This is a genomic window from Paucimonas lemoignei (assembly GCF_004342585.1).
In the GTDB taxonomy this organism is placed as follows: Bacteria; Pseudomonadota; Gammaproteobacteria; order Burkholderiales; family Burkholderiaceae_D; genus Paucimonas; species Paucimonas lemoignei.
Genome location: NZ_SLZQ01000002.1, coordinates 221,022 through 245,189, shown reverse-complemented (window position 1 = coordinate 245,189; position 24,168 = coordinate 221,022). Strand labels below are relative to the sequence as shown.

Annotated in this window: 36 protein-coding genes; 35 read left to right on the top strand and 1 reads right to left on the bottom strand. The window is 57.8% G+C overall.

Annotated features, from left to right (window positions below):
- Window positions 1-17 precede the first annotated feature (17 nt).
- The 35 genes from EDC30_RS04370 to EDC30_RS04200 all read left to right on the top strand — a co-directional run bounded on the left by EDC30_RS04370 (window position 18) and on the right by EDC30_RS04200 (window position 22,934).
- Window positions 18-368 carry a hypothetical protein gene (locus EDC30_RS04370; protein ID WP_132257569.1) on the top strand — a complete coding sequence of 117 codons (351 nt, stop codon included), beginning with the start codon at window positions 18-20 and terminating at the stop codon, window positions 366-368.
- A 21-nt stretch (window positions 369-389) separates the two neighbouring features.
- On the top strand, window positions 390-854 hold the full coding sequence (locus EDC30_RS04365) for a hypothetical protein (protein WP_132257568.1): 465 nt from the start codon (window positions 390-392) through the stop codon (window positions 852-854).
- The gene (locus EDC30_RS04360; protein WP_132257567.1) at window positions 845-1,396 is read left to right on the top strand and encodes a hypothetical protein; all 552 of its coding nucleotides are present in this window, start codon (window positions 845-847) and stop codon (window positions 1,394-1,396) included. Before EDC30_RS04365 ends, EDC30_RS04360 begins: the two co-directional genes overlap by 10 nt.
- Window positions 1,396-1,722, top strand: a complete 327-nt coding sequence (locus EDC30_RS04355; protein ID WP_132257566.1) for a helix-turn-helix domain-containing protein — start codon at window positions 1,396-1,398, stop codon at window positions 1,720-1,722. Before EDC30_RS04360 ends, EDC30_RS04355 begins: the two co-directional genes overlap by 1 nt.
- Window positions 1,723-1,731: 9 nt before the next feature.
- Window positions 1,732-2,253: a host-nuclease inhibitor Gam family protein gene (locus tag EDC30_RS04350; RefSeq protein WP_132257565.1), complete on the top strand. Its 522-nt coding sequence runs from the start codon at window positions 1,732-1,734 to the stop codon at window positions 2,251-2,253.
- Complete coding sequence (locus tag EDC30_RS04345) at window positions 2,250-2,657, top strand: ASCH domain-containing protein (protein ID WP_165973723.1); 408 nt, start codon at window positions 2,250-2,252, stop codon at window positions 2,655-2,657. The genes EDC30_RS04350 and EDC30_RS04345 overlap by 4 nt, the downstream gene beginning before the upstream one ends.
- Before the next feature lie 3 nt (window positions 2,658-2,660).
- Complete coding sequence (locus EDC30_RS04340; protein WP_132257563.1) at window positions 2,661-3,350, top strand: DUF2786 domain-containing protein; 690 nt, start codon at window positions 2,661-2,663, stop codon at window positions 3,348-3,350.
- A complete protein-coding gene (locus tag EDC30_RS04335) occupies window positions 3,347-3,595 on the top strand; it encodes a hypothetical protein (protein ID WP_132257562.1) in 249 nt (82 codons plus the stop codon). Before EDC30_RS04340 ends, EDC30_RS04335 begins: the two co-directional genes overlap by 4 nt.
- A gap of 2 nt (window positions 3,596-3,597) precedes the next feature.
- Entirely contained in the window at window positions 3,598-4,206 is a 609-nt protein-coding gene (locus tag EDC30_RS04330) for a gp16 family protein (RefSeq protein WP_132257561.1), read from the top strand.
- Entirely contained in the window at window positions 4,199-4,558 is a 360-nt protein-coding gene (locus EDC30_RS04325) for a Mor transcription activator family protein (RefSeq protein WP_132257560.1), read from the top strand. Before EDC30_RS04330 ends, EDC30_RS04325 begins: the two co-directional genes overlap by 8 nt.
- Before the next feature lie 26 nt (window positions 4,559-4,584).
- A complete protein-coding gene (locus tag EDC30_RS04320; protein ID WP_132257559.1) occupies window positions 4,585-4,950 on the top strand; it encodes a phage protein NinX family protein in 366 nt (121 codons plus the stop codon).
- Between the two features lie 256 nt (window positions 4,951-5,206).
- A complete protein-coding gene (locus EDC30_RS04315) occupies window positions 5,207-6,346 on the top strand; it encodes a hypothetical protein (protein WP_132257558.1) in 1,140 nt (379 codons plus the stop codon).
- A 40-nt stretch (window positions 6,347-6,386) separates the two neighbouring features.
- Window positions 6,387-6,734, top strand: coding sequence for a capsid cement protein (locus EDC30_RS04310; protein WP_132257557.1), 348 nt, complete (start codon window positions 6,387-6,389; stop codon window positions 6,732-6,734).
- 50 nt (window positions 6,735-6,784) lie between these two features.
- Window positions 6,785-7,711, top strand: coding sequence for a major capsid protein (locus EDC30_RS04305; RefSeq protein ID WP_132257556.1), 927 nt, complete (start codon window positions 6,785-6,787; stop codon window positions 7,709-7,711).
- A gap of 100 nt (window positions 7,712-7,811) precedes the next feature.
- Window positions 7,812-8,018, top strand: coding sequence for a hypothetical protein (locus EDC30_RS04300; protein WP_132257555.1), 207 nt, complete (start codon window positions 7,812-7,814; stop codon window positions 8,016-8,018).
- Between the two features lie 123 nt (window positions 8,019-8,141).
- Window positions 8,142-8,627, top strand: a complete 486-nt coding sequence (locus EDC30_RS04295; protein WP_132257554.1) for a gp436 family protein — start codon at window positions 8,142-8,144, stop codon at window positions 8,625-8,627.
- A complete protein-coding gene (locus EDC30_RS04290) occupies window positions 8,624-9,217 on the top strand; it encodes a phage protein Gp37 (protein WP_132257553.1) in 594 nt (197 codons plus the stop codon). Before EDC30_RS04295 ends, EDC30_RS04290 begins: the two co-directional genes overlap by 4 nt.
- Window positions 9,218-9,401: 184 nt before the next feature.
- Window positions 9,402-9,692: a hypothetical protein gene (locus tag EDC30_RS19580; RefSeq protein WP_207907206.1), complete on the top strand. Its 291-nt coding sequence runs from the start codon at window positions 9,402-9,404 to the stop codon at window positions 9,690-9,692.
- Between the two features lie 45 nt (window positions 9,693-9,737).
- Window positions 9,738-11,159, top strand: a complete 1,422-nt coding sequence (locus tag EDC30_RS04280) for a phage tail sheath subtilisin-like domain-containing protein (protein WP_132257552.1) — start codon at window positions 9,738-9,740, stop codon at window positions 11,157-11,159.
- Between the two features lie 27 nt (window positions 11,160-11,186).
- A complete protein-coding gene (locus tag EDC30_RS04275; protein ID WP_132257551.1) occupies window positions 11,187-11,573 on the top strand; it encodes a phage tail protein in 387 nt (128 codons plus the stop codon).
- Window positions 11,573-12,088 (top strand): hypothetical protein, encoded by a 516-nt coding sequence (locus EDC30_RS04270; RefSeq protein ID WP_132257550.1) that lies wholly within the window; start codon window positions 11,573-11,575, stop codon window positions 12,086-12,088. The genes EDC30_RS04275 and EDC30_RS04270 overlap by 1 nt, the downstream gene beginning before the upstream one ends.
- A gap of 203 nt (window positions 12,089-12,291) precedes the next feature.
- A complete protein-coding gene (locus tag EDC30_RS19575) occupies window positions 12,292-14,085 on the top strand; it encodes a phage tail tape measure protein (protein ID WP_207907205.1) in 1,794 nt (597 codons plus the stop codon).
- Between the two features lie 8 nt (window positions 14,086-14,093).
- Window positions 14,094-15,374 carry a DNA circularization protein gene (locus EDC30_RS04260; RefSeq protein ID WP_132257549.1) on the top strand — a complete coding sequence of 427 codons (1,281 nt, stop codon included), beginning with the start codon at window positions 14,094-14,096 and terminating at the stop codon, window positions 15,372-15,374.
- On the top strand, window positions 15,371-16,498 hold the full coding sequence (locus tag EDC30_RS04255) for a phage baseplate assembly protein (protein WP_132257548.1): 1,128 nt from the start codon (window positions 15,371-15,373) through the stop codon (window positions 16,496-16,498). The genes EDC30_RS04260 and EDC30_RS04255 overlap by 4 nt, the downstream gene beginning before the upstream one ends.
- Complete coding sequence (locus EDC30_RS04250) at window positions 16,485-17,114, top strand: phage baseplate assembly protein V (protein WP_165973722.1); 630 nt, start codon at window positions 16,485-16,487, stop codon at window positions 17,112-17,114. Before EDC30_RS04255 ends, EDC30_RS04250 begins: the two co-directional genes overlap by 14 nt.
- 49 nt (window positions 17,115-17,163) lie before the next feature.
- Complete coding sequence (locus EDC30_RS04245; RefSeq protein WP_132257546.1) at window positions 17,164-17,511, top strand: phage GP46 family protein; 348 nt, start codon at window positions 17,164-17,166, stop codon at window positions 17,509-17,511.
- The gene (locus EDC30_RS04240) at window positions 17,511-18,569 is read left to right on the top strand and encodes a baseplate J/gp47 family protein (protein WP_132257545.1); all 1,059 of its coding nucleotides are present in this window, start codon (window positions 17,511-17,513) and stop codon (window positions 18,567-18,569) included. Before EDC30_RS04245 ends, EDC30_RS04240 begins: the two co-directional genes overlap by 1 nt.
- Window position 18,570: 1 nt before the next feature.
- Window positions 18,571-19,149, top strand: a complete 579-nt coding sequence (locus tag EDC30_RS04235) for a YmfQ family protein (RefSeq protein WP_165973721.1) — start codon at window positions 18,571-18,573, stop codon at window positions 19,147-19,149.
- A 2-nt stretch (window positions 19,150-19,151) separates the two neighbouring features.
- Entirely contained in the window at window positions 19,152-20,090 is a 939-nt protein-coding gene (locus EDC30_RS04230) for a gp53-like domain-containing protein (protein ID WP_132257543.1), read from the top strand.
- 12 nt (window positions 20,091-20,102) lie between these two features.
- A complete protein-coding gene (locus tag EDC30_RS04225; RefSeq protein WP_132257542.1) occupies window positions 20,103-20,723 on the top strand; it encodes a hypothetical protein in 621 nt (206 codons plus the stop codon).
- A complete protein-coding gene (locus tag EDC30_RS04220) occupies window positions 20,720-21,139 on the top strand; it encodes a hypothetical protein (protein WP_132257541.1) in 420 nt (139 codons plus the stop codon). Before EDC30_RS04225 ends, EDC30_RS04220 begins: the two co-directional genes overlap by 4 nt.
- A gap of 42 nt (window positions 21,140-21,181) precedes the next feature.
- Entirely contained in the window at window positions 21,182-21,454 is a 273-nt protein-coding gene (locus tag EDC30_RS04215; protein ID WP_132257540.1) for an Acb2/Tad1 domain-containing protein, read from the top strand.
- 133 nt (window positions 21,455-21,587) lie between these two features.
- Complete coding sequence (locus EDC30_RS04210; RefSeq protein WP_132257539.1) at window positions 21,588-21,800, top strand: Com family DNA-binding transcriptional regulator; 213 nt, start codon at window positions 21,588-21,590, stop codon at window positions 21,798-21,800.
- The gene (locus EDC30_RS04205; protein ID WP_132257538.1) at window positions 21,745-22,542 is read left to right on the top strand and encodes a DNA adenine methylase; all 798 of its coding nucleotides are present in this window, start codon (window positions 21,745-21,747) and stop codon (window positions 22,540-22,542) included. The genes EDC30_RS04210 and EDC30_RS04205 overlap by 56 nt, the downstream gene beginning before the upstream one ends.
- A 20-nt stretch (window positions 22,543-22,562) precedes the next feature.
- Window positions 22,563-22,934 carry a hypothetical protein gene (locus EDC30_RS04200; protein WP_132257537.1) on the top strand — a complete coding sequence of 124 codons (372 nt, stop codon included), beginning with the start codon at window positions 22,563-22,565 and terminating at the stop codon, window positions 22,932-22,934.
- 154 nt (window positions 22,935-23,088) lie between these two features.
- Here EDC30_RS04200 and pstS read toward each other — a convergent pair whose 3' ends face one another.
- Complete coding sequence (gene pstS, locus EDC30_RS04195) at window positions 23,089-24,129, bottom strand: phosphate ABC transporter substrate-binding protein PstS (protein ID WP_132257536.1); 1,041 nt, start codon at window positions 24,127-24,129, stop codon at window positions 23,089-23,091.
- Between the last annotated feature and the right edge of the window lie 39 nt (window positions 24,130-24,168).

The window sequence follows — 24,168 nt, the reverse complement described above, 5'->3', positions numbered from 1 at the left end:
GGATAGGAGAAAAGATCATGTCTCTCCCGCAAATCGATTTTGAGATGGCTTACTGGCGCTTGCGCCGCCGCCTGCAGCGTATCCGTGCCGCATGGCGCGCGATGGTCTCCCGCATTCGCGCCCAGCGTGACCTAGAGTACTTGCACCGCTACGGTCGCATGCCGGAGAAGCTGGAGCCGGAGGAAACGTTTGCCTACCGCGCCATGTGGGCGATCGCCATTGCCGGCCTTGTCTTTGCGCTTTCTAGCGAGGCCGATGTTTCCATTGTGGTCAAGGCGCATGCCGACTCGCTGGTGGTGAAGCCCCAGGACGATGAAGTGCCGGCCGTATCCGCCGGCTGCTTTTCCGGTCGCCGCGACCGCACCTAGTCAACAACCAGAGATATCACTATGGCTAGCAAATTTCCCGATATCCGCGACAACAGCTATTCCGGCAAGGCGATCAGCATCGTCATCGAGAAGAAGCAAATCCTCGGCCCCGACCTGGCCACGCAGCTCGGCATCTCCATCTATGAGATGAGCAGCGCCGTCAGAAAGGCGGTGACCCTTGGCTATATCAAGAAGGAGCGCACCGTCGCCAATGGCCTGAGCAACGTCAACCTCTATTCGATGGGGCCCGCACTGACTCCGGCGCTCGTCGCGGCAGCGCAAGCCGCCGCAGATCCCGCCCAGGAGGCGGTGCCGGAGAAGCCGCAGGAGCGGCCGCTAGAGATCGTGCCGCCCCGTACCGCTCCCAAGTTCCGGCCGCTGCGCCTGGCACGGATCGGCCCGGCTACGTATCGCCCAGGCTCATGGGATTTCAAATCCATTCCAAGCGCCCATGCGACTAGCAAGAAGGAGCCGGAATGCGTTTGACCTGCCCAGCCTGCGGCGCCGAGTTCACCCTCGACGTATTGATCGCCCACGAAGGCGCCCGCGAAGCGCTGGTGGAGGCGATGGGCTTGGATATGGCACTCGGCAAGCGCCTGGTGCAATACCTCAGCCTGTTTCGCCCTGCGCAGCGCCAACTGACCATGGACCGCGTGGCCAAGATCCTAAAGGAAATCAGCCCGAGCATCCGCGCCCAGCGTATCGAGCGTGGTGGCCGTATCTGGTCTGTTCCGCGTGACAGCTGGGCCTGGGCGCTGGACGAGATCGTGGCCAAGAAAGACCGCCTGACGCTGCCACTGAAGAGTCACGGCTATCTGCTCGAAATGCTGGTCGGCGCCGCCGACCGTGCGGAAGCGGCAACCGAGCGGAAAGTCGAAGAGCAACGCGCCCAGCGCACCTTCCAGGAAGGCCAGACCATCGCCGTGCGAAGCGAGGCGCAGTCAGTGGCCGCGTACGTCAAGCAACCAATGCCAGAAGCGACACGTGAAGCGCTCAAGCAATTAACCAGCAAAAACAGGGGGAAATGATGTCTATGCCTGCACACGACCGACTACTCGCCATCCTATCTCGCAACCATATCGGCCTTGCTAATGCCATCAGCGGTGATGCCCTGGCTAAGCAAATGGGCTGTGGGGCCCGAACGATCCGCGCCCTGGTGCTGAAGCTGCGCGAGAACGCCGTGGCCGTGTGCGGCCGGCCTGAGACCGGCTACTACATCGCCAACACTGCAGAAGAAGTTGACGCCACTTGCAAGCTTCTGGAAACCCATGGCTTGCACCAGCTGGCAGTCGCCGCGCGCTTGCGCAAAACCACGCTGCCCGAGTTGCTCGGCCAGCTCCATCTCAACACCTAAGGGGAAACCATGGAAAATTTGAAGGAAATCGAACGCGCTGCTCTGGCCTATTCCATTGCGCGCAATGCCCTCAGCGAGCAAGTCAATGCCTTGCATGGGGAAATCGAACAGATCAAGCGCAGCAAGCTGGGCGCACTCCGTCGCGCTGTGGAACGCGCTGCCGAGCGCCAGACCGAGCTGCACGACCTGGTATCGCATAACCGGGCTCTGTTCGACAAGCCGAAGACCCGCATTCTGCATGGCGTGAAAGTCGGCTACATGAAACAGCCAGGCGTGATCGAGATCGCTGATGAAGCCGCGACGCTGGAGCGCCTGAAGAAGATGTTTGAAAGCGATCCGGCCACGCTGCAGCTGCTCATCAAGGTCACGGAAAAGCCGATCAAGGATGCGCTGGCTGAATTGTCCGGCGACAAACTGAGAAAGCTGGGCGTGCGAATCACCGATGACAGCGACAAGGTGGTCATCAAGCCAGCCGACAGCGAAGTGGACAAGGTCGTCGACGCGCTGCTCAAAGGTGTGGTGGAGGAATGATGGCAACCTGCCTGATCAATTTCCGGCCGGAGCTGGCCCACCTGGTTGAGGACGGCCTGGTGTCAAACACCATCCGCGCCTTGCGTGGCGACGGCCGCGATCCGCTTCCTGGCGATACGCTGCACCTGTACACCGGCATGAGCACCAAAGGAACGCGCTTGCTGCGCCAGGAGCCGTGCCAGTACACGATGGAAGTTACGATCCAGCCATCCGCTGGTGATGTGCATCACGTGATGCTGGGCTCCAAGCTGCTGGAGCAAAGCGAGATCGAGATGCTGGCCCGAGTCAATGGCTTCAACTCTGCCGCAAAGTTCGTACTGCACTTCCAAAAAACCTACGGCTTGCCGTTCACTGGCCTGTTGATTGGCTGGGAGCCGGCGCCGGTCTACGTGACGAGGCACTGAGCAATGGATAAGAACACCGCACTCAACAAAATCAAAAAGTGCTTGCGCTTGGCAAAGTCGGCAAATGAGCACGAGGCAGCTGCAGCATTACGCCAGGCGCAAAAGCTGATGGCAGAACATGGCGTCAGTGCCGACGATATCGAAATGATGGAGGTCAGCGAACAAATGGCCAGGGCAACCAGCTCCCGCATCATCAATTGGGAAGCCGCATTGGCCGGCCGTGTCGCTGCTGCATTCGGTTGTGAGGTCATTGCATGCCGCCGACGCACGTTCATGAGACCTACGCTTTACTATTCATTCATCGGATGCGGCGCCGCGCCGGAAGTGGCGCAATATGCCTTTACGGTGCTGCTGCGCCAATGCAAAGCTGCACGAGCAGCGCATATCAAGATCCAGCCTAGAAGCTGCAAGCCGGCGACCAAGACAGCGCGCGGCGACGTTTTCGCCTACGCGTGGGTAGTCGCGGTTGCAAGCCTGATTGACAGCTTCTCGCAAAGCGAAGCGAACACAAATGCGATCGCCTTGTACAAGGCAGCGCACTTTCCGAACGCAGGCAAGTCGGAAGTGACTGACCGTGTTACCGGCCGCAACATTCGCAATGCTGATGCCGAAGCTGGATATGAGGCCGGCAAAGCAGCGCAGTTGAATCGCGGCGTATCAGGCATGGAAGAGAGAAAGGCACTGCAGGCATGAAAACGATCTGGCTGAACATGGTTGGTGGCCGGGTAATTGCGCATTCCCTGGTTGAGATTGATGCGCCTGGCTGGGAGAAGTACTGCGCCAGCGCGGCAGCGCCGGCGGTGACGCCGACAGATGAGGAAATTCTGAGCATCTTCCACAAAGAAATCGAAGGTGAAGGCTTCGCTTTGTACGAAGTAACGCCGGGGGATATGATCCGCTTCGCCCGCCGCCTGCTTGCCGGTAAAAAGGAATCGTAAGCATGAAACCGGAAACCGCCTCTCAGATCCGTAACCGCGAAATGCGCCTGATCCACGTCGCCAAGCGGGAGCTGCAGCTGGATGACGAAACCTACCGCGCGATGCTGTGGTCGATCGCGCGCGTGAAGTCATCCAAGGATCTGGACTTCACTGGCCGCAAGAAGGTGTTGGACCATCTGAAGGCGCGTGGCTTCAAGGTGCGGTCCAAGGCTGCGCCGTCGCCCCAGTTGGCCCAGGATGCCGAAAGCAAGAAGATCCGTGCACTGTGGATTTTCCTGCATCAGATCGGCGTGGTGCAGAACCCGGCCGAGGAGGCACTGGCTGCATACGTCAAGCGGATCACTGGCGTGGAAGCGCTGCAGTGGGTCAACGGCAAGCAGGCGTTGGCCTTGATCGAATCGCTGAAGAAGTGGGCGATGCGCTCCCTGCCCGATATCGTCAAGCAGCTGGCCCAGGAGGCGCAGACCGTTCCGATGTCCGACCAGGACCGGGCCAAGGTCACCAATGCTGTATGGAAAGCGTACAACAGGCTTACCTTCGATCCCATGCAAGCAGCGTGGGAGTGCCTGACCGAAGTAATGAAGCAACACAAGGAGGAAAACCATGTCTAGCACTTTGATCCTCGACGAGGAATATCCGGAAGTTCTCGCCGATATCGCCCGCGAGATCCACTCGCGCCTGATGGATCATCCGCTGCTCAAGCTGGAGCATCCGATCGCTGCAGAGGTGGCGCTCGGTGTTGCCGAGCATGTGCGCAAGAATATCGGCGGCGTGGCTACCTATATTCCGCGTGGCCTGGGTTATGAGCTGTCAGTGCGCGACCGCCAGATGTTCGAGGAATTCACTGGCGACAATTACCACCAGCTGGCGCGCAAGTATGAGCTGACCGAAATGCGCGTGCGCCAGGTGATCGCGCACGTGATGCGCATCGAGCGCGCCAAACGGCAGCAGAATCTGTTTTGACACGAACTCAGGTTAATATTCTGAACATGAAAACATCCGACTTAACTGACTTCATGCTCGACTACTACACCGCCGTGGCCGTTTATGGTGATGGTGTTAAGGTGATTGACGGTTATATCCGGCCGCCGTTCGAATATCCAGGTTGGAGCGACGGTGCTGAATACTCGCCGTCTACAGATTGGAAGCTCGGTGGAGCACTCATGGACAAATACGACATCGAGATACGTCGACTCCCACCACATGGATATGCCGCTGAATTTTGGATTGACCTGCCTGGAGGCGATGCCGCTGTCTTTCGTGGCATGGGATCAAGCCGGCTGATTGCGATAACGCGCGCAATTGTGAGATCGAAGTTCGGTGACGAAGTCCCCGACGAAATCCCAAGATCGTAAAATCGCCTTTTAAGGCCTTTTAAAGGCCCATCCACTTACGAAGGCGCATACCTCTCCAGAAAACGCCCCCTAGCGCGTTTATAAACAAAGCTAAACCGGGCAGCATGCAATTGCTTCCTGTCATTTTCCCGAATTCTCGGTGAAAGCCAAAAATCCCCCCCCTGAATTTCCCTGCGTGATCGGTCGGCTGGCTACTGGCTTCAAATACTAAAACGTTTTAGTTATCCGCCTTCCGCGCGAGGCAGATACTTCGGGCATGGAAACCACCAAGCCCACCGACATGAAGCCAATCGAGATTTTCAAGCCGGGTACTTACGTGGCGATGAACGGCCAGAAGTACACGTTCACGCCAGCCGATGTGCGCCAGATTGCTGAGACCTACAACCCGGAATTCGCCGACGCGCCGTATGTCGTCGGTCATCCCAAGTTGACCTCGCCGCGATACGGCCGTGCCGGTGGCCTGTTTATCAATGACGCTGGCATTCTGTGTGCCGAGTCTGCGGACGTGGTGCCGGAATTTGCCGAGGCGGTCAACGCCAAGCTTTATCCGAAGGTCTCCGCATCGATCTACATGCCGGACGCGCCAGGCAACCCGACTCCCGGTAAGTATTACCTGCGCCATGTCGGCTTCCTGGGTGGCCAGCCGCCTGCCGTCAAAGGATTGAAGTCGGTGGAGTTCGCCGCCGAGGATGAAGGCGTTGCCAACTTCGCCTACGAAGACCGCCTGGTGGTGCGTATGTTCCGCCGGCTGCGCGACTGGATCACCAGTAAGGAAGGCGCAGAAGCAGCCGAGGAAGTCATTTCCAATTACGACCTCGATTTTCTTACCGAGAGTGCCGTCCGCGAGGAGCTGGCGGAAAGCGCGGCCAATCCGGGATTTTCCAGCCCCAACTTAAACCAGGAGGATGAATTGAACGCCACCCAAATCGCTGAACGTGAATCTGCTCTCGCCGCGCAACAGGCCGAGCTGGATGCTCGTGCTGCTCGCGTTGCTGCAGCCGAAGCCAAGCTCAAGAAAGCCGGCTTTGTCGAATTTGCCGAAGGTCTGTGCAACGCCGGCAAGCTGCTGCCTGCGCAAAAGGATTCCGTTGTCGAGATCCTGGTGCAGCTGGATGAAACCAACAAGGTGGCCGACTTCGCTGAAGGCGACGCCAACCACGGCAAGACCGGCGCAGAACTGTTCCAGGCATTCCTGTCTTCCCAGCCGAAGCTGGTGGAATTTGGTCGCCTCACTCCGTCCGGCGATCAGAACACTGGCACCGCAGACTTTGCGGCGCCTCCTGGTGCCGAAGTTGACCAGGCCGGCATGGAGCTGTACGCCAAGGCACAGACCTACATGAAAGAGCATCCGGGAACGGAATTCATGGACGCCGTCCAAGCGGTCCAGAACACCTAACCGGGCATCAACCCTTTTCTGAATCCAATAGGAGAAAGCAATGAGCAAACAAGGTATTTCGCTGTTGACCCTGAAGGTCATCGCCGCTGGCGCCCTGGTGGCGAATCGTGCGGTGACCGCAGCCGGCGCCCACGCCGCCACCGACATCTACGGCGTTACTGCTGCGCCCGGCGCCACTGGCGAGGCTGTGCCAGTGGATGTGGTCGGTGCAGTGGCGATCGAATCGGGCGGCGCGATCCCGGCCGGTACCAAGTACGTGATCGCTGACGCGCAAGGTCGGGCAATCGTGGGTGGAACCGTCGATGCCTGCCTGGGCAAGGTGGTGCCAGGTCAGTCTGCTGGCGGTGCCGGCGAATACGTCCAGGTGTTGCTGACGCCGACCGTCTAACCGGTCCTGAAGCTCATTACTTTACTTTTAGAGAATAGGAGAATCCTCCCATGATGAACGGCTCTCAAGCGCGGGTCATTGACCCGATCCTGACCACCTTTGTACGTGGTTACTCCAACAATGAATATGTCGGCAACCTTCTGTTCCCGGAAGTGCCGGTGCAAGCTGCCGGTGGCCAGGTCATCGAGTTCGGCAAGGAAGGCTTCGTGCTGTACGACACCCAGCGCGCTCCTGGCGGCGCCACTGCTCGTATCGACTTCGGCTACTTGGGCAAACCCTTCGCTTGCGAAAACCATGCGTTGGAAGCCCTGGTGCCGGACGAGACCGGCCGCGATGCGAAAGTGGTTCCCGGTATCGATCTGGCCAAGGAATCGGTCGGCCTGGTGTTCGACTCGATGTCGCTGAAGCTGGAATGGCAGCGCGCCTCGGTGGCCCGCAATGCTTCCAACTATGGCTCGTCGAACAAGGCGGCTCTGTCTGGCACCTCCCTGTGGAGCGCGTCGACCGGCACGCCGAAGGCTGACGTAGATGATGCCAAGGCTGCGATCCGCGCCAAGACCGGCAAGCTGCCGAACGTGATGATCCTGCCGCCGATGGGCATTTCCAAGCTGGGGCAGCATCAGGAAATCAAGGATCATTTCAAGTACACCGGTAGCAAGTCAGTTACAGCAGCCATGCTGGCCGAGTACTTCCAGGTTGAAACGGTCGTGGAAGGCAATGCAGTCTATGTTGCCAGCCTGGGCGGCGACTTCCTCGACGTGTGGGGCAATGACTGCGTGCTGGCCTATGTGCCGAAGAACTTCCGTTCGCAAAAGACGCCGTCCTATGGCTACACCTATACCTTGGCAGGCCATCCGAACGTCAAGACCCCGTACCGCGACGAAAACCGCGAATCGTGGGTATACGGCGTCAAGCATGAGCGCACCCCTGTGATTGCAGGCTCTGGCGCCGGCTTCCTGTTCCAGAACGTGTTCTGATCAAAATACACCTGAGAGCGAGCCGTTGACCGGAGGCCCCGATTGCGGGGCCTCCGTTGGGGCAGCAAGTTTTCAAGCAACCGATATCTAAGGAGCCGTCATGGCAGAAAAAACGTACATTGTGGTCACTCCGATAAAGCGAGTTATTCCGGCAGAGAGCAAGGATAAAGAGCCTCAGCGCATCACTGTCCAGGAAGGAACGACAATCACTTTGCCCGAAGAGGAAGGCGGCAAGCTGGTCAAGATTGGCGCGCTGCGCGAGCCGGATGTGATTGACGGCGACAAGAAACCCGCCGCCAAAAAGTAACTAAAACCTCCACGTGATATGCCGCGCGAATGCCGAACGCGCGGGGAAGGCTAAAAATGTCGGGCACCCGCAAGGGCTATGGCATTTTCCAGTTTCCGTTCTCAACCCTACTGAGTGCCTACCATGCCTTACGCAACCGTCCAGGACATGATCGATGAATTCGGCCAGCGCGAGATGCTGGCGATCGCCGACCTCGACGGCGTTGGCGAGATCAACCAGGCACGGGTCGAGAACGCCCTGAGCAAAGCTTCCGAGCAGATTGATTTCTCCGCCGGACAGCGTTGCTCGCTGCCGTTGGTGATCACTTCACCATCGGTGGCGACCTTTCTCAAGCAGCTGTGCCTGGATATCGCCCGCTACCGCCTGACCGGTTCGAGCGGCGTGACCGTCACGGAAGAAGTGCGTGATCGCTACAAGGAAGCCGACTCCAAGCTGGAGAAAATCATCAGCGGCAAGATCGTGCTATGCGAACTGAATGCCGCTGACGGCGGCGACGGTGGCCAAGGTCTGCAGCCTGGCAATTTGACGGCCGGCGAGGCTTATTCCGAGGGCGCTGATCGCATCTTTACGCCTGGCAGAATGTCTGACTTCATGGGCAGTCTGAAATGATCGGCCAGCTGGAAGACGCGATCGTCAGCCGCATCAAGGCCGCTCAGGCCGCGAACCTGTGGCAATACAGACTCCGCACAGTTGATACCTACGGCGGGCAGATCGACGAGAGCGTGCAGTCGACCTTCCAGTTTCCTGCTGTCTTCGTTTCCTTTGTGGGATCGAAGATCCGCAAGCGGACCGGCGAACGCGGCCGCATCATGGAAGTCAAGCTGGCGTTGTACATTGCCGCACGCAACCCGCGCAATGAGCGCGCAACCAGGCACGGCGACATGCACGAGCCGGGCAGCTATCAGATCGCGGAAGACATGGTCGCGCTCCTGGAAAACCAGCGCCTGGGAATGCCGATGCATCTGCCGCTGATGTGCACTGACATCAAGACCTTGTTCGTCGCCAGGAAGTCGGACGGCCACAATGCCGAGAGTATTCTGGTAGTCGAATTCGAGTGCGAGTTCGGCTGGGAAGCGGCGCTGCCAGAGTGCGCCAATGTTACTGAAGATGACTGGCTCAAGACTGGCCAGGAGTTCTACGTCAAGCCTGGTGATGACAACCCTGATCTGACTGCAGAAACCGTCCACGCTCAACCCTAATTGAGTCCATTTCAGCCGAAGCACCAGGACGCCCTGGTGCTTGCGCTCGTCCTCGTCCTTAAATACTAAAACGCTTTAGTTATCCCCCTCGCGCGCGGGAAGCAGAATGAAGTCCTCAATGGCTTCATTACTGACCATCGCGCGCCGCACGATCCTGCGGTGAATTCTTGGTAAAGGACACCGTATGAAAAATTTTCCAGTTAAAGCCGCACCTGATTTGAAGGTGCCCTACGAGGGCAATCCGCGAAAGTACATCACCGACGGCGAGCCGGTCCTGGTGCCGGACGTGCACTACTACCGTAAGGCCGTCGCTGAAGGCGATTTGATCGAGGTGACTGCGAAAGAGTGGGCGGAATATGACGCCGCCCGCACGAAAGCCGAAGCCGAAGCCGTCGCAGCAGCCGAAGAGCAGGCAAAGGCAATTGCCGCTGCAGCCGTCAAGGCCGCAAAAGCATCCGGCAAGGCGACATCGTAAACCGCCAGAAAAAACAGGCTTACATAAAGCGAAAGGCAGAACAGCATGTCATCTCCGAACATTCAATTTGAAAAAATCCCTTCGAGCATCCGCAAGCCAGGCGTCTATCTCGAATTCAATACGCGCATGGCAGTGCGCAACCTTCCTGGCAATCGCCAAACGAACCTGGTCATCGCACAGAAGCTTGCGGCCGGCACTGTTGACCCGCTGGTGCTGACCAACGTGTTCTCCGATGTGGAAGCTGCCGAGTCCTTTGGCTACGGATCGCAGGTGCATCGCATGGTCATGAAGATGCTCAAGGCTAACCCATATGCCAATATTTCTGTCGTCGCGTTGAGCGATGCCGTGGGATCTTCCGCTGCCACTTGGCCGCTGACCATTACCGGCACGCCGACTTCCGCAGGCGCATTCAGTGTGAATCTGAATGACGACACGATTCAAATCGGCGTCTCGTCAACTGATACGCCGACCACCGTGGCCGCTGCAATTGTGGCCGCGATCGCCGCCAAGCCTGAGCTGCCATTCACTGCAAGCAATGTTGCTGGTGTCGTTACGCTTGCGGCCAAAAACAAGGGGCTCGTCGCCAACGAATTCAAGGTTTCGACTTCCGGTGCTGTTCCGGGCTTGACGGCCACGGTCGGCGCCCTGGTGGCTGGGACAATTGATCCGGACATTACGCCTGCCCTGACTGCAGCTTTCCTGGGTGGTCATACGCAGCTGATCACGGCCTATACCGACACCAGCAATATGACTGCGCTGCGCAATCATCTGGACAATGTCGGCAACTATGCCGAGAAGCGCTGGGCGTTGGGCTTTACCGCATCCAATGGCTCCCTGGCGAATGCCACCACGTTCTCGGCATCCCTGAATCATGGCTGGATCAATAACGTATGGTGCCGCAACACCAAGACCTGCCGGATGGAACTGGCGGCAGCATACGCTTCAACTATCGCCGCCACCGAAGATCCGGCGCTGCCGTTCAACGATGTCGAGGTCAAGGGCGTCGCAGTGCCGGACGTGGCTGATCGGCCGTCGCGCACCGAACAGGAAAGCGCGCTTTACAACGGCGTGACGCCTTTGACCGTTGGCCCAGGCGAGCGCGTGCAGATCGTTCGCGCCATCACTACCTACACGCTGAACCCGGCCGGCGTGCCGGACATCGCGCTACTGGATATCACCACGCCGCGCACGATGATGTACGTGGCCAAGGTCTTTGTAGAGGATCGCGCCCGCCGCTATGCCCGCGCCAAGATCAGCAGCCGCCTGATGGATGACATGCGGGATACCGGCATCGTCTTGATGCGTCAGCTGGAAGAGCTGGAAATCATCGAGGCGGTCACGGACAACCTGCCGCAGTACATCATCGAGCGTGATACGCAAGATCCGAACCGCATCAATGAGCGCATCCCGGTCGACGTCGTCAACGGGCTGCATATCCTGGCAGAGCGCTTCGACCTGCTGCTGTAATTTTTTCCCAACCTAAGAGGAATCAACATGGGTATCAGTAACAAGGAATATTGCGGCACCATCGTGATGACGGTGAATGGTGCCGAGTACGAGGTGCGGTCTGTGAAGCCGACCCTCCGCACTGGCCACAAGATCGTCACCACGATGAACAGCAAGAAGCGCGCGCTCGGCACCAGCTGCGGCTCGAAGGAAGTCTCGCTGGATATCGAAGCGTATATTCCGCTCGACGGCTCGGAGCCGGACTGGGACAACATGAAAGGCGCGACGATCGTCTGCTATCCGGCCTGCGGTACCGGCGGCAAGCGTGAAATCTACATCGGCTGCACCACTGAGGAAGTCGGGTCGTCCTACAACGTGGGTGATTCGGCAGTGCGTTCGATCAAGATGCATGCGCTCGATAAGGAAGTGGTCTGATGACTGACCTCCTGGCTAAGCTCAAGGCAGGCCGTGATGCGCTGGGCACCGTCGAGGTGAACGGCGTGAAGCTCGGCCTGCGCATCCTGGTCGAGCAGGATTATCAGGAAGCCGGCCTTGCTGCCGACGCGCTGCTTGCAGAGCACAACACCGAATTGAGTCTATCTAACTCGGAGGTGTTCGAGGCGGAAAAGACGATTCAGCTGATTGCCCGCGCTGCAGTCGACCCGGCAAACAAACAACCGGTCTTCCCGACCGCAGACGAGGCGCGCAGCACGCTGGCACGTCACGACAAAGATCGGATCATCGAGAAGTACTTGGAGCATGAGAAGAAATTCTCGCCGTCCTACCGCACCTTGTCCGATGAAGAATTTGACGCGCTGATCGAGGAGGTAAAAAAAAATCCCGAGACAACGCGCTTGAACGATTTAAGTGGCGATTTGCTGAGAAGGCTTACTGCTACTTTGGCAAGCCAGCTGTCGAGCTTACAGAAGGACAGTGGCTCTTCGTCTTAGGAATGGCAGTCAGCGAGGGGTCTGACGGCGGCGAGCAAGAAGACCAGCAAGTCCGAATAGCATCGCGGCGATTAAGCGACCCGCCGCCGCAATTAGCCAAACGCCGGCTGCGAGGACGTAACCGACGCACAAGATAGCCTTCGGTGCTGCCATGGCCAGGATGATCACGATAATCAGGTAGGTCATACCAACAGGGTACACCATTGGATAAAAATCTCAACCTGCAGCTGCGCCTGACCGCCAACGGCAGCCAGCTGCAAACCGTCCTCAATTCCGCCGGCTCCCACGTCCGCGCATTCGCCAACAATACGAATAGCGCGGTTCGCCAGATGACTGGCGGCTTCCAGCGCCTCTACCAGCAATTGAACGGCTTTTCCGCGATCAGCAAGATGGCGGCAGCGGTAGGCGGCTATTCCATCGTGAAGGAAGCGCTCGATCGCAATCTGGAATTCGAGAAAACGCTTCTGGAAATGAAGCAAACCGCCGAAATGACGACAGCGCAGGCCGCTGAAATGCGCCGCCACGCGCTTGACACTGCGAACGATGCGCTGGCCATGCCGACTGAAATCATGGAAGGCATGAAGGCATTTTCCGCTGCAGGCTTGAAGTTTGACCGAATCAAACCTTCAATCGACGAAGCCGCCCGCTCAGCTGCCGTTTTCCGTTCTACCGTGGCACAGATTGCCAACCTGGACTTCGACCTGCAGGACAAGATGAAGTTGAGCCCGGAGCAAATCAAAGATGCCCACAACATGCTGCTGTACCACGCCAAGAGCGGACGGTATGAGGCTGCTCCGATGGCCATGGAAGCGCCGAAATACCTCAACAGCGTGGCCAGCGTCGGCATCGGCGGTATGAAAGGGCTGAACTTCACCGGAGCGATGACCCAGATCCTGATGAAGCTTGCGCCGGCAACCCAGCCTTCCGAGGTGGCCACCTTCATGGAGCATGGTATTGGTCACATCACCAGCCGCCAGCAGGTGAAGGGCCTGGCCAAGTTCGGCATCGATGTGAAGAAGTTCATGCCGAACGGGAAGTTCTATGGCGATGGCGGTGTGCAAGGCATCATGGATCTGGCAGCAGCAATGAAATCTGCTGGTTTGGATAACCCCTTCAAGCTCGATCAGGCTGGCTTTCGCGAGATGTACACGAAAAAATTCTGGAAGCAGCTGATGTCATACCAGGATCAAATCAAGAAGGCCATGGCCGAAGGCGATCGCGCCGCCATGGACGATATGGTCGGCCGCGACAAGGCCGAAATCATGCGCAGCAACTATGCGAAGTTCAAGCAGCTCCAGATCACCAAGGAACGTGGCCAGCTGTCGGACAGCTCGACGGATGTGGTCAGCAAGCTGGCCGGCCTGGAAGGCTGGGCTGCTGAAAATCCCAAAACAGCAATCGCGGGCGGTGCTGCTGCGGCGATCGCCGGTCGTCTGCTGTGGAAGCGTCTCACTGGTGGCGGCGGTGGCGCTGGGAATGCGCTGAGCACGATTGCCAGCGGTGCCAAGGGTGGAATGCCTGTGATGGTCACGAATTGGCCGGCTTCCCTGGGCGGTGGCATGAAGGCGTCTGAGCGCCTGGCAAGCCTTCCTGGTCGCGGCACCGGTGCGGCAACCGGTACCGCTGCCGGCGCTGCAGGAGGAACCGTTGCTTCTGCTGCTGTCGGAGCTGTTGCCGTAGCGGCGCCATTGGCAGTTGCTTACGCTGCAAATAAGTACTTTTCATCTGATACCGGCCAGAAGCGCCGGGCGGATGGCTTGAACCTGGAAATCCAGCGCCTGGAATCAAGGCTCAATCTGCAGAAAAGCGGTGGTTACCAGGACAAGGATGCGATCAGCAAGCTGGAAAAACAGATCGCGCAGATGAAGCAAGACCGCGATGCCATCCTGTCTCGTTTGGAGGCGGTCGCCAACCGGCCAGTGCAGGTGAATATCGATGGTCGGGCTGTTGCCGAGACGGTCAATCAAATCAACGGCCGCACCGCTAGCCGTCAGTGAGGTAAAGCATGGCATGGGAAAATACGCTCCTCGACGCCTCGTTCCGAGACATTCCATTTGAAGTGGTATCCACTGGCGACGATATCGAGCGCGCTGTGGTGGTCTATGAGTATCCCTACGTCGATGGCGCCAGCGTCGACGATATGGGTCGCAGGCCGCGTCGTATCTCGATGACAGCGGTGTTTTATGGGGATGACTACGAAAATCGCCTGGAGGAGTTCCTGAAGGCGCTGGATGAAGTCGGTACCGGACCGCTCGTGCATCCGATTTTCGGGGAAAAGAATGCGCAGTTCTTGCGCGGGTACGTGCCGCATGACGGGCAGCATCCCGACTACACGCAGGTGACGCTGGAATTTCTGGAAGTGGCGATCAATGCGCCATTGTTCAGCCGAAGCTTGCCGGTCCAGCAGGTTGAGCAGATCGACCAGGCGGCGCAGGATGCGCTAGACGCCGCCAGAGCCGGATTTAATGTCGATATCAAGTCGGCACTCAATCTTCCCGCGCTGCTGCGCGATAAGCTGTCTACTGACCTGCTGGGCGCGATCGGCACCATGCAGGGCTACGTCGACCAGCTGGTGGAGGCTCGTGGCTGGATCGCTTCCGGCCTGTATTACCTCGACAATCCGATTGCCTTCGTCGACGACATTGCCGGCGGGATGGTATCGCGCGTCAAAGCATTGTTTTCGTCGATGGATCTGCGATCTGGCTACTCGGGCGGTAGTGGCGCCGTCTTTGAGCGAGGCAGCATGGCCACCGTCTGGCAGGCGCCGTTGACCAACCTGCAGCAGCCTTTTTTCACGCCGGCCGCCACGGTCACCGGCCCGCTGACCACCAATCCGGACGAAGTCCAGCCGTTCGTTGTTTCCCACCTGGTGGTGCAGCAGTCTCTGGCGATCGCCAGTGGTACCGCTGCGATCTTCAGTGCGGCGCTGAGCGATACGGTGCTCTCGCCGCAGGACATCGAAAAGGTCGCTGCAGATGGTCGAGCCGCGATCAATGCCGCCATCGCCCTGGTGCAGAAAACCTATCCAGATATTGTCCGCTCCAGGCCAATTACCGAGCCGCTCAAGACAGTGGCCATGAACATTACCAAGTCGGCCGAAGTACTGATCCTTGCCAAGCCTGCTTTGCAGGACCGTGTGGTCAGCACTCCCGGCAATCTGCAACTGATCGCCCATCTGTGGTACGGCGAGTATCAGCGTGCCGATGAATTGCTGCGCCTGAACCCGCAAGTGCGAAATCCAAACTTCGTGGCGAACGGTACCGTCCTGAGGGCCTATTCGAAATGAGCGACGTCGTACGGGTATTGGTCGGCGGCACCTACCATGATCAGTGGGATAGCTACCGCCTGGACAGCGATCTCTTGACGCCGGCGGACGACTGGCATGTCACAGCCTCTTACAGAAATGAAGACGGCAAGCCGGAAACCATGCCTTCTTTTATTCAGGAAGGCGCGCCGATCAAGATCATGCTCGACAACGATCTGATCCTGGACGGCAGAATTGACGATATCGATGAGGATGTGAGCAAGGAAAACCGGACCTTGGAGCTGTGGGGACGCGATCACGCTTCGCTCCTGGTCGACTGTTCGGCACCGTTGTTGACGATGCAGCAGGCCACCCTGGATCAAATCATCAAACGCGCCGTGGCAATGGTCGGCATCAAGACTGTACGTTATGACGCCAAGCCGGCCGCGCCCAGGCAGAAGGTGCAAACCGAACCAGGCCAGAACATCTGGGAATGGCTGCAGAGCGCCTGCGAGGCCAACCTGGTGTGGCCCTGGTTTACTCCGGACGGCGTGCTGGTGATCGGCCAGCCGGATTACACCACAGCGCCAGTGGCCAACGTTATCCTGCGCTTTGACGGCGCCGGCAATAATGCGCTCGGGATTCGCCGCCGCCGGTCCCTGCGCAAGTCCTATTCCGAGGTCACTATTCTCGGCCAGGCTTCAGCTGAAGGAGAGGTTGGCAACCATAACATCAAGGGTGTCGCAACGGATGCCACCGTTCCGGTTTATCGTCCGCGCGTGGTCATCGACGGCAATTGTGAGAATGCCCAGCTGGCAAACCATCGTGCGCAAAAGCTAATCGCCGATGGAAGGATGTCGCGCGATACGCTTACCATTGAGGTCGAAGGCCATCGCATCCGCGAAGGGAACGGCGCCGGCAAACCTTGGGCTCCAGGAATGCGGATCAATGTGCAGTCCGAGCCGCATGGCATCGATAATGCAGTCTATTTCGTGATCGGCCGCACCTTCATCAGGTCCAGATCCCGCGTTGCGAACTACACTGAGCTACGTGTCATCCCAGATGGCACGTGGCTGTTGGATATTCCTTTCGTCAAAGCCAAGCGCAGGTCAAGCTATGGCACAAGAAAAGGCCAATACACAGGGGAATACGATGCAGCCGAGTGACGTAAAAGCGATGATCGGCCGCGCATTTGCCGGCGTGCGCCAGGCGCTGCGCGGCAAGGTCATCCGTGCCAATGCGGCCAAGCGAGTCATCCTCATCCAGGGTGATGGTGTGGCCGGCGAGAAGTTCAACAGCACTGAATTTTTTCAGCATCCTGGGCTGCGTAGCGTGCCGATCGACGGCATGCAGACCGTAGTCGTTCCACTGAATGGAAAAAGCGCGGCAGGTGTCGTCGTCGCCTGCAGCAATGGAACGTTGTTTGTAACGGACTTACAGGCCGGCGAGGTCGCTCTCTTCAATGAGAATGACGGCGTGGCCAACTCTCTCATCCTGCGCAATGGGAAACTCGCCGAGTTGACTACCGATACATTCAAGATCAAGGCAACCACCCTGGTCGATATCGACACGCCGCTGGTGAAGATGTCGCACAACCTCGAAGTGGCTGAAAATACCAAGACTGACACCATCAACGTCACCTCGACTGCTGCTGACGCGAGCCAAATGGCTGGTGGCCTGAAGGCGGCAAAAGACATCGTTGCCGGCACCGTCTCCCTCCAAAATCACATCACCACTGGCGTTCAGTCGGGCAGCAGCTTATCCGGCAAGCCGCAGCAATAGTAAAACGTTTTAGTTACCGGCCATCGCGCGCGCGAGGAGAATCCCGCGCATGGACCGACAAATCAATCCTCTAACTGGCGACTACAGCGGGAAGATCGTACGCGACTTAAGCAACGCGATCTACCTGCGCATTACTGTACCGCTCGGCAGTTATTGGGCAGACAAGACGCTGGGCAGCAAGCTCTATAAGCTCCGTCGCGCAAAGGACGTTGAGCGCAACAAGCGTCTGGCAATTCAATGGGCGAAGGAAGCCCTGCAACCCCTGATTGATGACAAACGTGCTGACAGCATTGAGGTCGATGCGCAGTGGGCGCATGACGGCCGCCTGCAGCTCGTCTGTCAGGTCTACCAGGGCGAGCAGGTCACGGCTTTCAGCCATTACGTAAAGGTGGCTTAATGGCGCTGATCATCCCATCCCTCGACCAAATCCGCGCAGCTATCCTGCGCGACCAGGTCAACCTGAATCCGAATGTCGATACTTCTCCGGATTCCGACACTTATATCCGTGCAACCGGCGATGCCGGTGCGATCCATGGCCTGTATCAATACGCTTCCTGGGGCGTAAATCAGTTTTTTCCGGATACGGCTGACCCGGAAAACCTTGTCCGGCATGCCTCAGCTCGTGGCATCACGCAACTGCCGGCCACGAATGCCGCCGGCACCATGAAATTGACCGGCAATGTTGGCGCCGCCGTGCCGATCGGGACGGTCGCCCAGGTTAATGGGGTTCAATACCAGACCAAGGTGGCTGGCGTGATCGGCGATGATGGTTCCGTCTCCGTTGCCGCAGCGGCTTTGATTGCCGGTCCGGCAGGTAATCTGGCCAATATGACTGCAGGGACGTTGCTGGCTGCGCCGGATGGTATCGACGCCAATGTCGTCTTTACGGAAATGGGTGGCGGCGTTGCAGCAGAGAGCATGGCCTCTTTGCTTGCGCGCTTGCTCGACCGCCTGCGCCAGCCGCCAGCTGGTGGCAACAAATTCGATTACGTGAGCTGGGCCAAGGAAGTCCCCGGCGTCACTGAGGCTTACGTCTATCCCAAAAGGCGAGGCCTCGGGACCGTAGATGTCGCTGTTCTTTCGAACGGTGTACCGGCGACTGCGCAATTGCGGGCAGATGTATTGGCTCACATCGAGGAAAAGGCTCCGCCGCATGGCGACACCATGATCCTTTCGCCGCAGGATGTCATGGTGGCTGTAACGGCCGTTATTGCGCTCGCCCCAGGAGCGGATCTGGACACCGTTACAACAGCCATTCAAAAGGCGCTGCAAGCGTATTTCGCCACATTGAAACCTGGCGACACCGCCATCCGCAGCCGCATCCAAACCATCATCGGCGAAGTCGTGGGGGTCGCTGACTACAACGTAACGGCCCCTGCTGCAAATGTGGCCACTCTGGTCGACGCCGATCATATTGAAAGGGCTGCGCTTGGCGCCGTCACGATTGGAATCTGAAATGAGCCGCCACGCTGACCTTCTTAAGTTGCTACTGCCTTCCGAAGCCTATGACAAGTCCGGAGCGGCACTCACTGCCGATGTGGAGGGCGTAGGTAACCAGCTTGATGGTTTCCAGCTGTTGGTTGAAGCGATCTTGCTGGAGATCGATCCGCGTACCACCAGCATGCTTTTGCCGGACTGGGAGCGGGTATATGGCTTGCCAGATGAATGTCGCGGCGCCGTCGAAACACTGGCAGATCGCCGAAATCGGCTTGCTGCAAAGGTGGCAGAGACAGGTGGGATCTCGAAGTCGTATTTCATCAGGCTCGCTGCCGCTCTCGGCTACCCGAATGTGACGATCACGAAGTTCAAGCCAACCAATTGCGAAATGAGCTGCGAGGGTGCTTTCAGGGATGAATCCTGGCGGTTCGCCTGGCAGATGAATGTTCCTGGACAAACCGACATCCACACGCAATTTAGTGCTGAGTCCTCATGCGAGGAGCCGGTGGATTTTTACAAGCAGGGACCGCTTGAGTGTCTGATCACCAAGCTGCAGCCAGCTGAGGGGATCGTGCTTTTTAACTATGTGGGAGCTTAACCATGAAACGAATTGCCACCGCCAACCGGGCGGTTGATCTTTTTGGCGCAGGTAAGGATGGCTTCAAGGCTGCTGTGCCTGGGGTATCCGATCCGACTTATTTGTCGGCGCTGTTCTTTAACCATATCCAGGAAGCGATTGTTCGGACCATCGAGCAGGCCGGGCTTGTTCTATCGGATGGGGACTATGACCAGTTCGTGACAGCCTTGAACCAGACATATGCGCGTTTGAATAATGCCGCATTCACTGTTTCGCCGACTGCTCCGACCCCTGCGCAATTTGACGTTAGCACGAAGGTGGCAACTATGGAGGCCCTACAGCGGGCTTCTGGCACGAAGCGGAGTGTTGAAATTGTCGCTCCTGGCGCAACCTTGAACGCTTCGCACGTCGGTAAAGTTCTCCGCTACGGGACAGCCGCTAACGGGGCAATAACGCTACCGGCGGCAAGCGATGTCGCGACAGGGTCGACTTTTATAATTTATAACCCAACAAATTTTAAGTTGACGCTGTCCGTTGCAGGTGGCGGCACTATCGGCACGCCCACGCAGGACAGTAATACATTTATTCTCGGAAATAATGAAACGCTTGAACTGGTGTCTGCTGGAACGCTTTACCTAGTCATTGGCGGTTCTGGGCTGTCGTATAGAACGGGCGGGTTTAACGTCAACGCCATTGCAAGCGGGTGGCAGCGGTTGCCAAGCGGACTAATTATTCAATGGGGGAACGGTACGGCCTCAGCTTCGGGGGCGCAAACGATGACGTACCCACTCGCTTTCCCGAACGCGGCGCTACAAGTTCTCGTTGCGCCAATTGCGACTGGTTCGGCGCGATCAGCCACTTTGTTCGGCGTGTCCTCTTCTAACTTCGGATTTGAAATGTGGAGCACGACAACAGGCACTCGCGTCGCTGAAGCAGTGGCGTTTTATGCAATTGGTTATTAAAAAGGGCGGGATATGACGTTCTACTCAAAATCAACAAACGGCTTTTATAACGAGTCCATTCATGGCGCGCGCATTATCAAGATCGTCGATCCGGCATTTGAGCCGAAAGAAATCGAGCAGATAGACACTGATCCTGAGACTGGTGAGACATTGGATCGATATATGGTGCCAAATCCTGACGCGCCGATGATCGAGGTGCCAAATCAGGACAGCAAAATTCCTGCTGACGCCGTCGAAATCACTAACGAATACCATAGTGAGCTTATGGCAGGGCAGTCGCAAGGCAAGCGCATCGAGGCAAATGAGAGCGGCTATCCTGTTTTGGTCGATCCGCCAGCTGAAAGTTTGCAAGAAGTCCGCGCGCGCGCGTTGGCCGATATCCGGACTCAGCGCAAGCCTATCCTTGATGCCTTGGCGGGGATTGGATTCGATGCACTTTTCGCCAGTGATGAGCCGACCGTGGTGGCTGTGAGCGAAGCGCGCCAGGCGGCGCTTGCTGTTACCGAGTTGCCAGCATTTCTGGCTGCGCAAACCTATCAAGAAATGAAGTTGGCCATCATGGCGGAATACAAGCGTATTGCCGCAAATGCGCCGACTGCCGTACAAACCGCTTTCCGGGAGGTGTTGGGATGATTGCGCTGATCTTTATCCTCTGCGCGTGCTTTGGCGCGATCTCCTGGATGATGCTGGCCTTGCTGCTGCCGGCACTGTTTCTCCTCGATGCCTCCTTCGCCTGGGTACAGTACTTGGCGATCATGAATTTGCAACGTGCCCGCGATAACGGCACTTTGCCGGCTGTCGCCGTGTTCATCGCCACGCCACTGCTGTACTTCGGTCTGCTCTGTGACTTCCTTTTGAATGTCATCTGGGGCACGGTCATGTTTTTGGACCTGCCTCGTGAAGCGCTGCTGACGTCGCGCCTGGAGCGGTACAAGTTTGGGACGAAGAAAGCCATTCCGACTGCTGGCTGGCGACTTCAACTTACCAACTGGCTGGCCCATGTTCTGCTGGATCCGTTTGATCCGCGCGGCCAGCATGTAAGACCTTAAAGGTTCACTTTATTAACCTCTAGCTTTGCAAAGGAATGATACGTGGATAACCAGCACAGAAAAATTGCCGGCTACCGTGAACTGTCTCAGGAAGACATCGACCTGATGAATGAAATCAAGGAGCACGGCGAAAAGACGCGGCTATTGGTCGACAAGGTCAAGATGGTGGAAAGCGCCCGGCCGGCAGTGATGGGTGATCGGGAAGAGTTCGATACCGCCCTGGAGTCCGGCCGCTGGATCGGCATCGCCAAGACGCATTTGCAGCAAGGCTTCATGGCGCTCACGCGCGCCGTTGCCAAGCCTAAAGGGTTTTAAAAAAAAGACAGGGCGACCGGCCCGATGCGCCAACATCGGACCAGCCGCTCGGCACGCAGCCGTAACTGCATGCTCCGCCAAGGCCCTGCCACCCCGATCGGAGGCGGGCGAAGTTTAGCACGGAGATACTTTCATGCAGGAAATTCGCTGCGGTAATTGCAACAAGAAGCTCGGCGCTGGGGAGTACCAGCGCCTCCAAATCAAGTGCCCACGCTGCGGCACAATGAATCATTTGAAGGCCGAGAGCCTCGAAAATGAGCGCCCTGGAGCGTCTGTGAATGGAGCAATACATGGACAATCCAAGCCCGATCATCCCCTGGATGGGCGGAAAGCGCCGCCTCGCTGACAAGCTGATCCCCTTATTTCCACCCCATGAATGCTACGTGGAGGTGTTTTGCGGTGGCGCCGCGCTGTATTTCCTGCGGCCGGTGCCGGCGGAAACCGAGGTCATCAACGATATCAATGGCGACCTGGTGAACCTGTACCGGGTCGTTCAGCACCACCTGGAGGAATTCGTCAGGCAGTTCAAGTGGGCGATCAGCAGCCGGCAGATCTTCAAGTGGCAACAAGTCACCAGGCCGGAAATCCTGACTGACATCCAGCGCGCCGCCCGATTCTTTTACCTGCAGCAGCACGCCTTTGGCGGCAAGGTGGCTGGTCAGACCTTCGGCACGGCCACCACCGGCCCAGCCATCAATCTATGTCGCATCGAGGAGAGCCTGAGCGCGGCACACCTGAGAATGGGTGGCACCTATGTCGAGAACTTGCCGTGGCAGGACTGTATGAAGCGCTACGACCGCGCTCATACGTTCTTTTACCTTGATCCGCCGTACTGGCAGACGGAAGGCTATGGCGTCGATTTCGGCTTTGAGCAGTACCTGGAAATGGCTGAGATCATGCGAAAATGCAAAGGCAAGGTGATGGTCAGCATTAACGACCACCCGGACATCCGGCAAGCCTTTGACGGCTTTCACATGTTTGGCCTCGATATCAAGTATGCGGTGGCCAATAACCATGGCGAGGCGTCGACCAGCAAGGAGCTGGTTATCCTCAATTGGGAGCCTGAAGCGCTTGGCGGTCTGTTTTGAACAATAAAAATGAGGCCATTATGCGAAGCATTATTGAAGAGTTGACCAAGGGGAACGCCGATATCGTCGGTTATTTTGTGGCTTGCCGGGAGCGTTGGGATGGGATTCTTAAGAACGCCCACTCAGTCTCTGTAGAGGAGCTGGCTGAGCGCCTGTCGAAGGAGCAGTTCTACTTCGAAAACATCTGCGGCAACGACCGCGCCCTCGGGAAAGTGATTATGCCGTGGTCTGGCTTTGCGACTCTGTACAGCTGCCAAGTCGGCTATCGGTTCGATGATGGTCCGCTGGCCTATAAACTCTCCCAGGCATTTGCGGCGTCGACGTGCAGTGGTGAGGTGAAGTTCGAAGCGAAAAAGGCGGCTGACGTTTATTTCGTGTCGGATTTCGCCTGATTTTGTGTGGAATAATTCTGTTTTATTCAGTGAAAGTGCGGCGCAAGGGATTTATCTCATCAAATCCGGCGCATTTATCGCGCCGCGCTTCACCGAAGTGCCAGCCTTGATGCCGCATCAATTCGAGCAGCGGCTTACCTCATGTTGCAGCGATTTACCACACGGCCTTGCCGGCGGCATCCTTGAGCTGGGCTTTCCAGGCGTCCTGGATCAGCTTGACCACCGCCGGCGGCATGGCCACATAGTCCAGGTCCGCTGCCATGGCGCCGCCATTCTTGAATGCCCAGTCAAAGAATTTCAGCACTTCCTTGCCCTTGGCCGCATCTGCCTGCACCTTGTGCATGATGATGAAGGAGGCACTGGTGATCGGCCAGCTTTGCTTGCCTGCCTGGTCGGTCAAGACCACGCCAAATCCGGGTGCCTTGTCCCATTGCGCGCCGGCAGCGGCAGCTTTGAAAGTCTCGTCATCCGGCTGCACCCACTGGCCATCACGGTTTTTCATCTGGGTATGGGCCATCTTGTTTTTCTTGGCATAGGCGTATTCCACATAACCGATTGAATTCTTGATGCGCTGGACATTGGCGGCGACGCCTTCATTGCCCTTGCCGCCCATGCCGGTCGGCCACTTCACGGCCGTGCCGGAACCCACCGTCGCCTTGAAGTCGGCATTGACCTTGGAGAGGTAATCGGTGAACTGGAAAGTAGTGCCAGACCCATCGGCGCGGTGCACCACTGTGATCTCTTCACCCGGTAGTTTTATGCCCGGGTTGTCGGCAACGATTTCCGGAGCATTCCACTTGGTGACCTTGCCCAGGTAAATGCCGGCAATGGCAGCACTGGAGAGCTTCAACTGGCCCGGAGCAATGCCATCCAAATTCACCACTGGCACCACGCCGCCCATGATGGCGGGGAATTGCATCAATCCTTCCTTATCCAGCTCTTCGGCTTTCAGAGGCATGTCGGAAGCACCGAAGTCGACGGTCTTGGCCTTGATTTGCTTGATGCCGCCGCCGGAACCGATGGACTGGTAATTCATGCCATTGCCGCTGGCCTGCTTATAGGCTTCGGCCCACTTGGAATAGATCGGATACGGGAAGGTCGCGCCGGCGCCGGTGATGTCGGCGGCTTGGGCAACGCCGCTCAGGGCGACACCGGCAGCCAGAACCAGGGAGGGGACGAATTTGTGCAAACGCATTATGACTCCTTGCCATTGTTAAAGTACTGCGTGCACTGT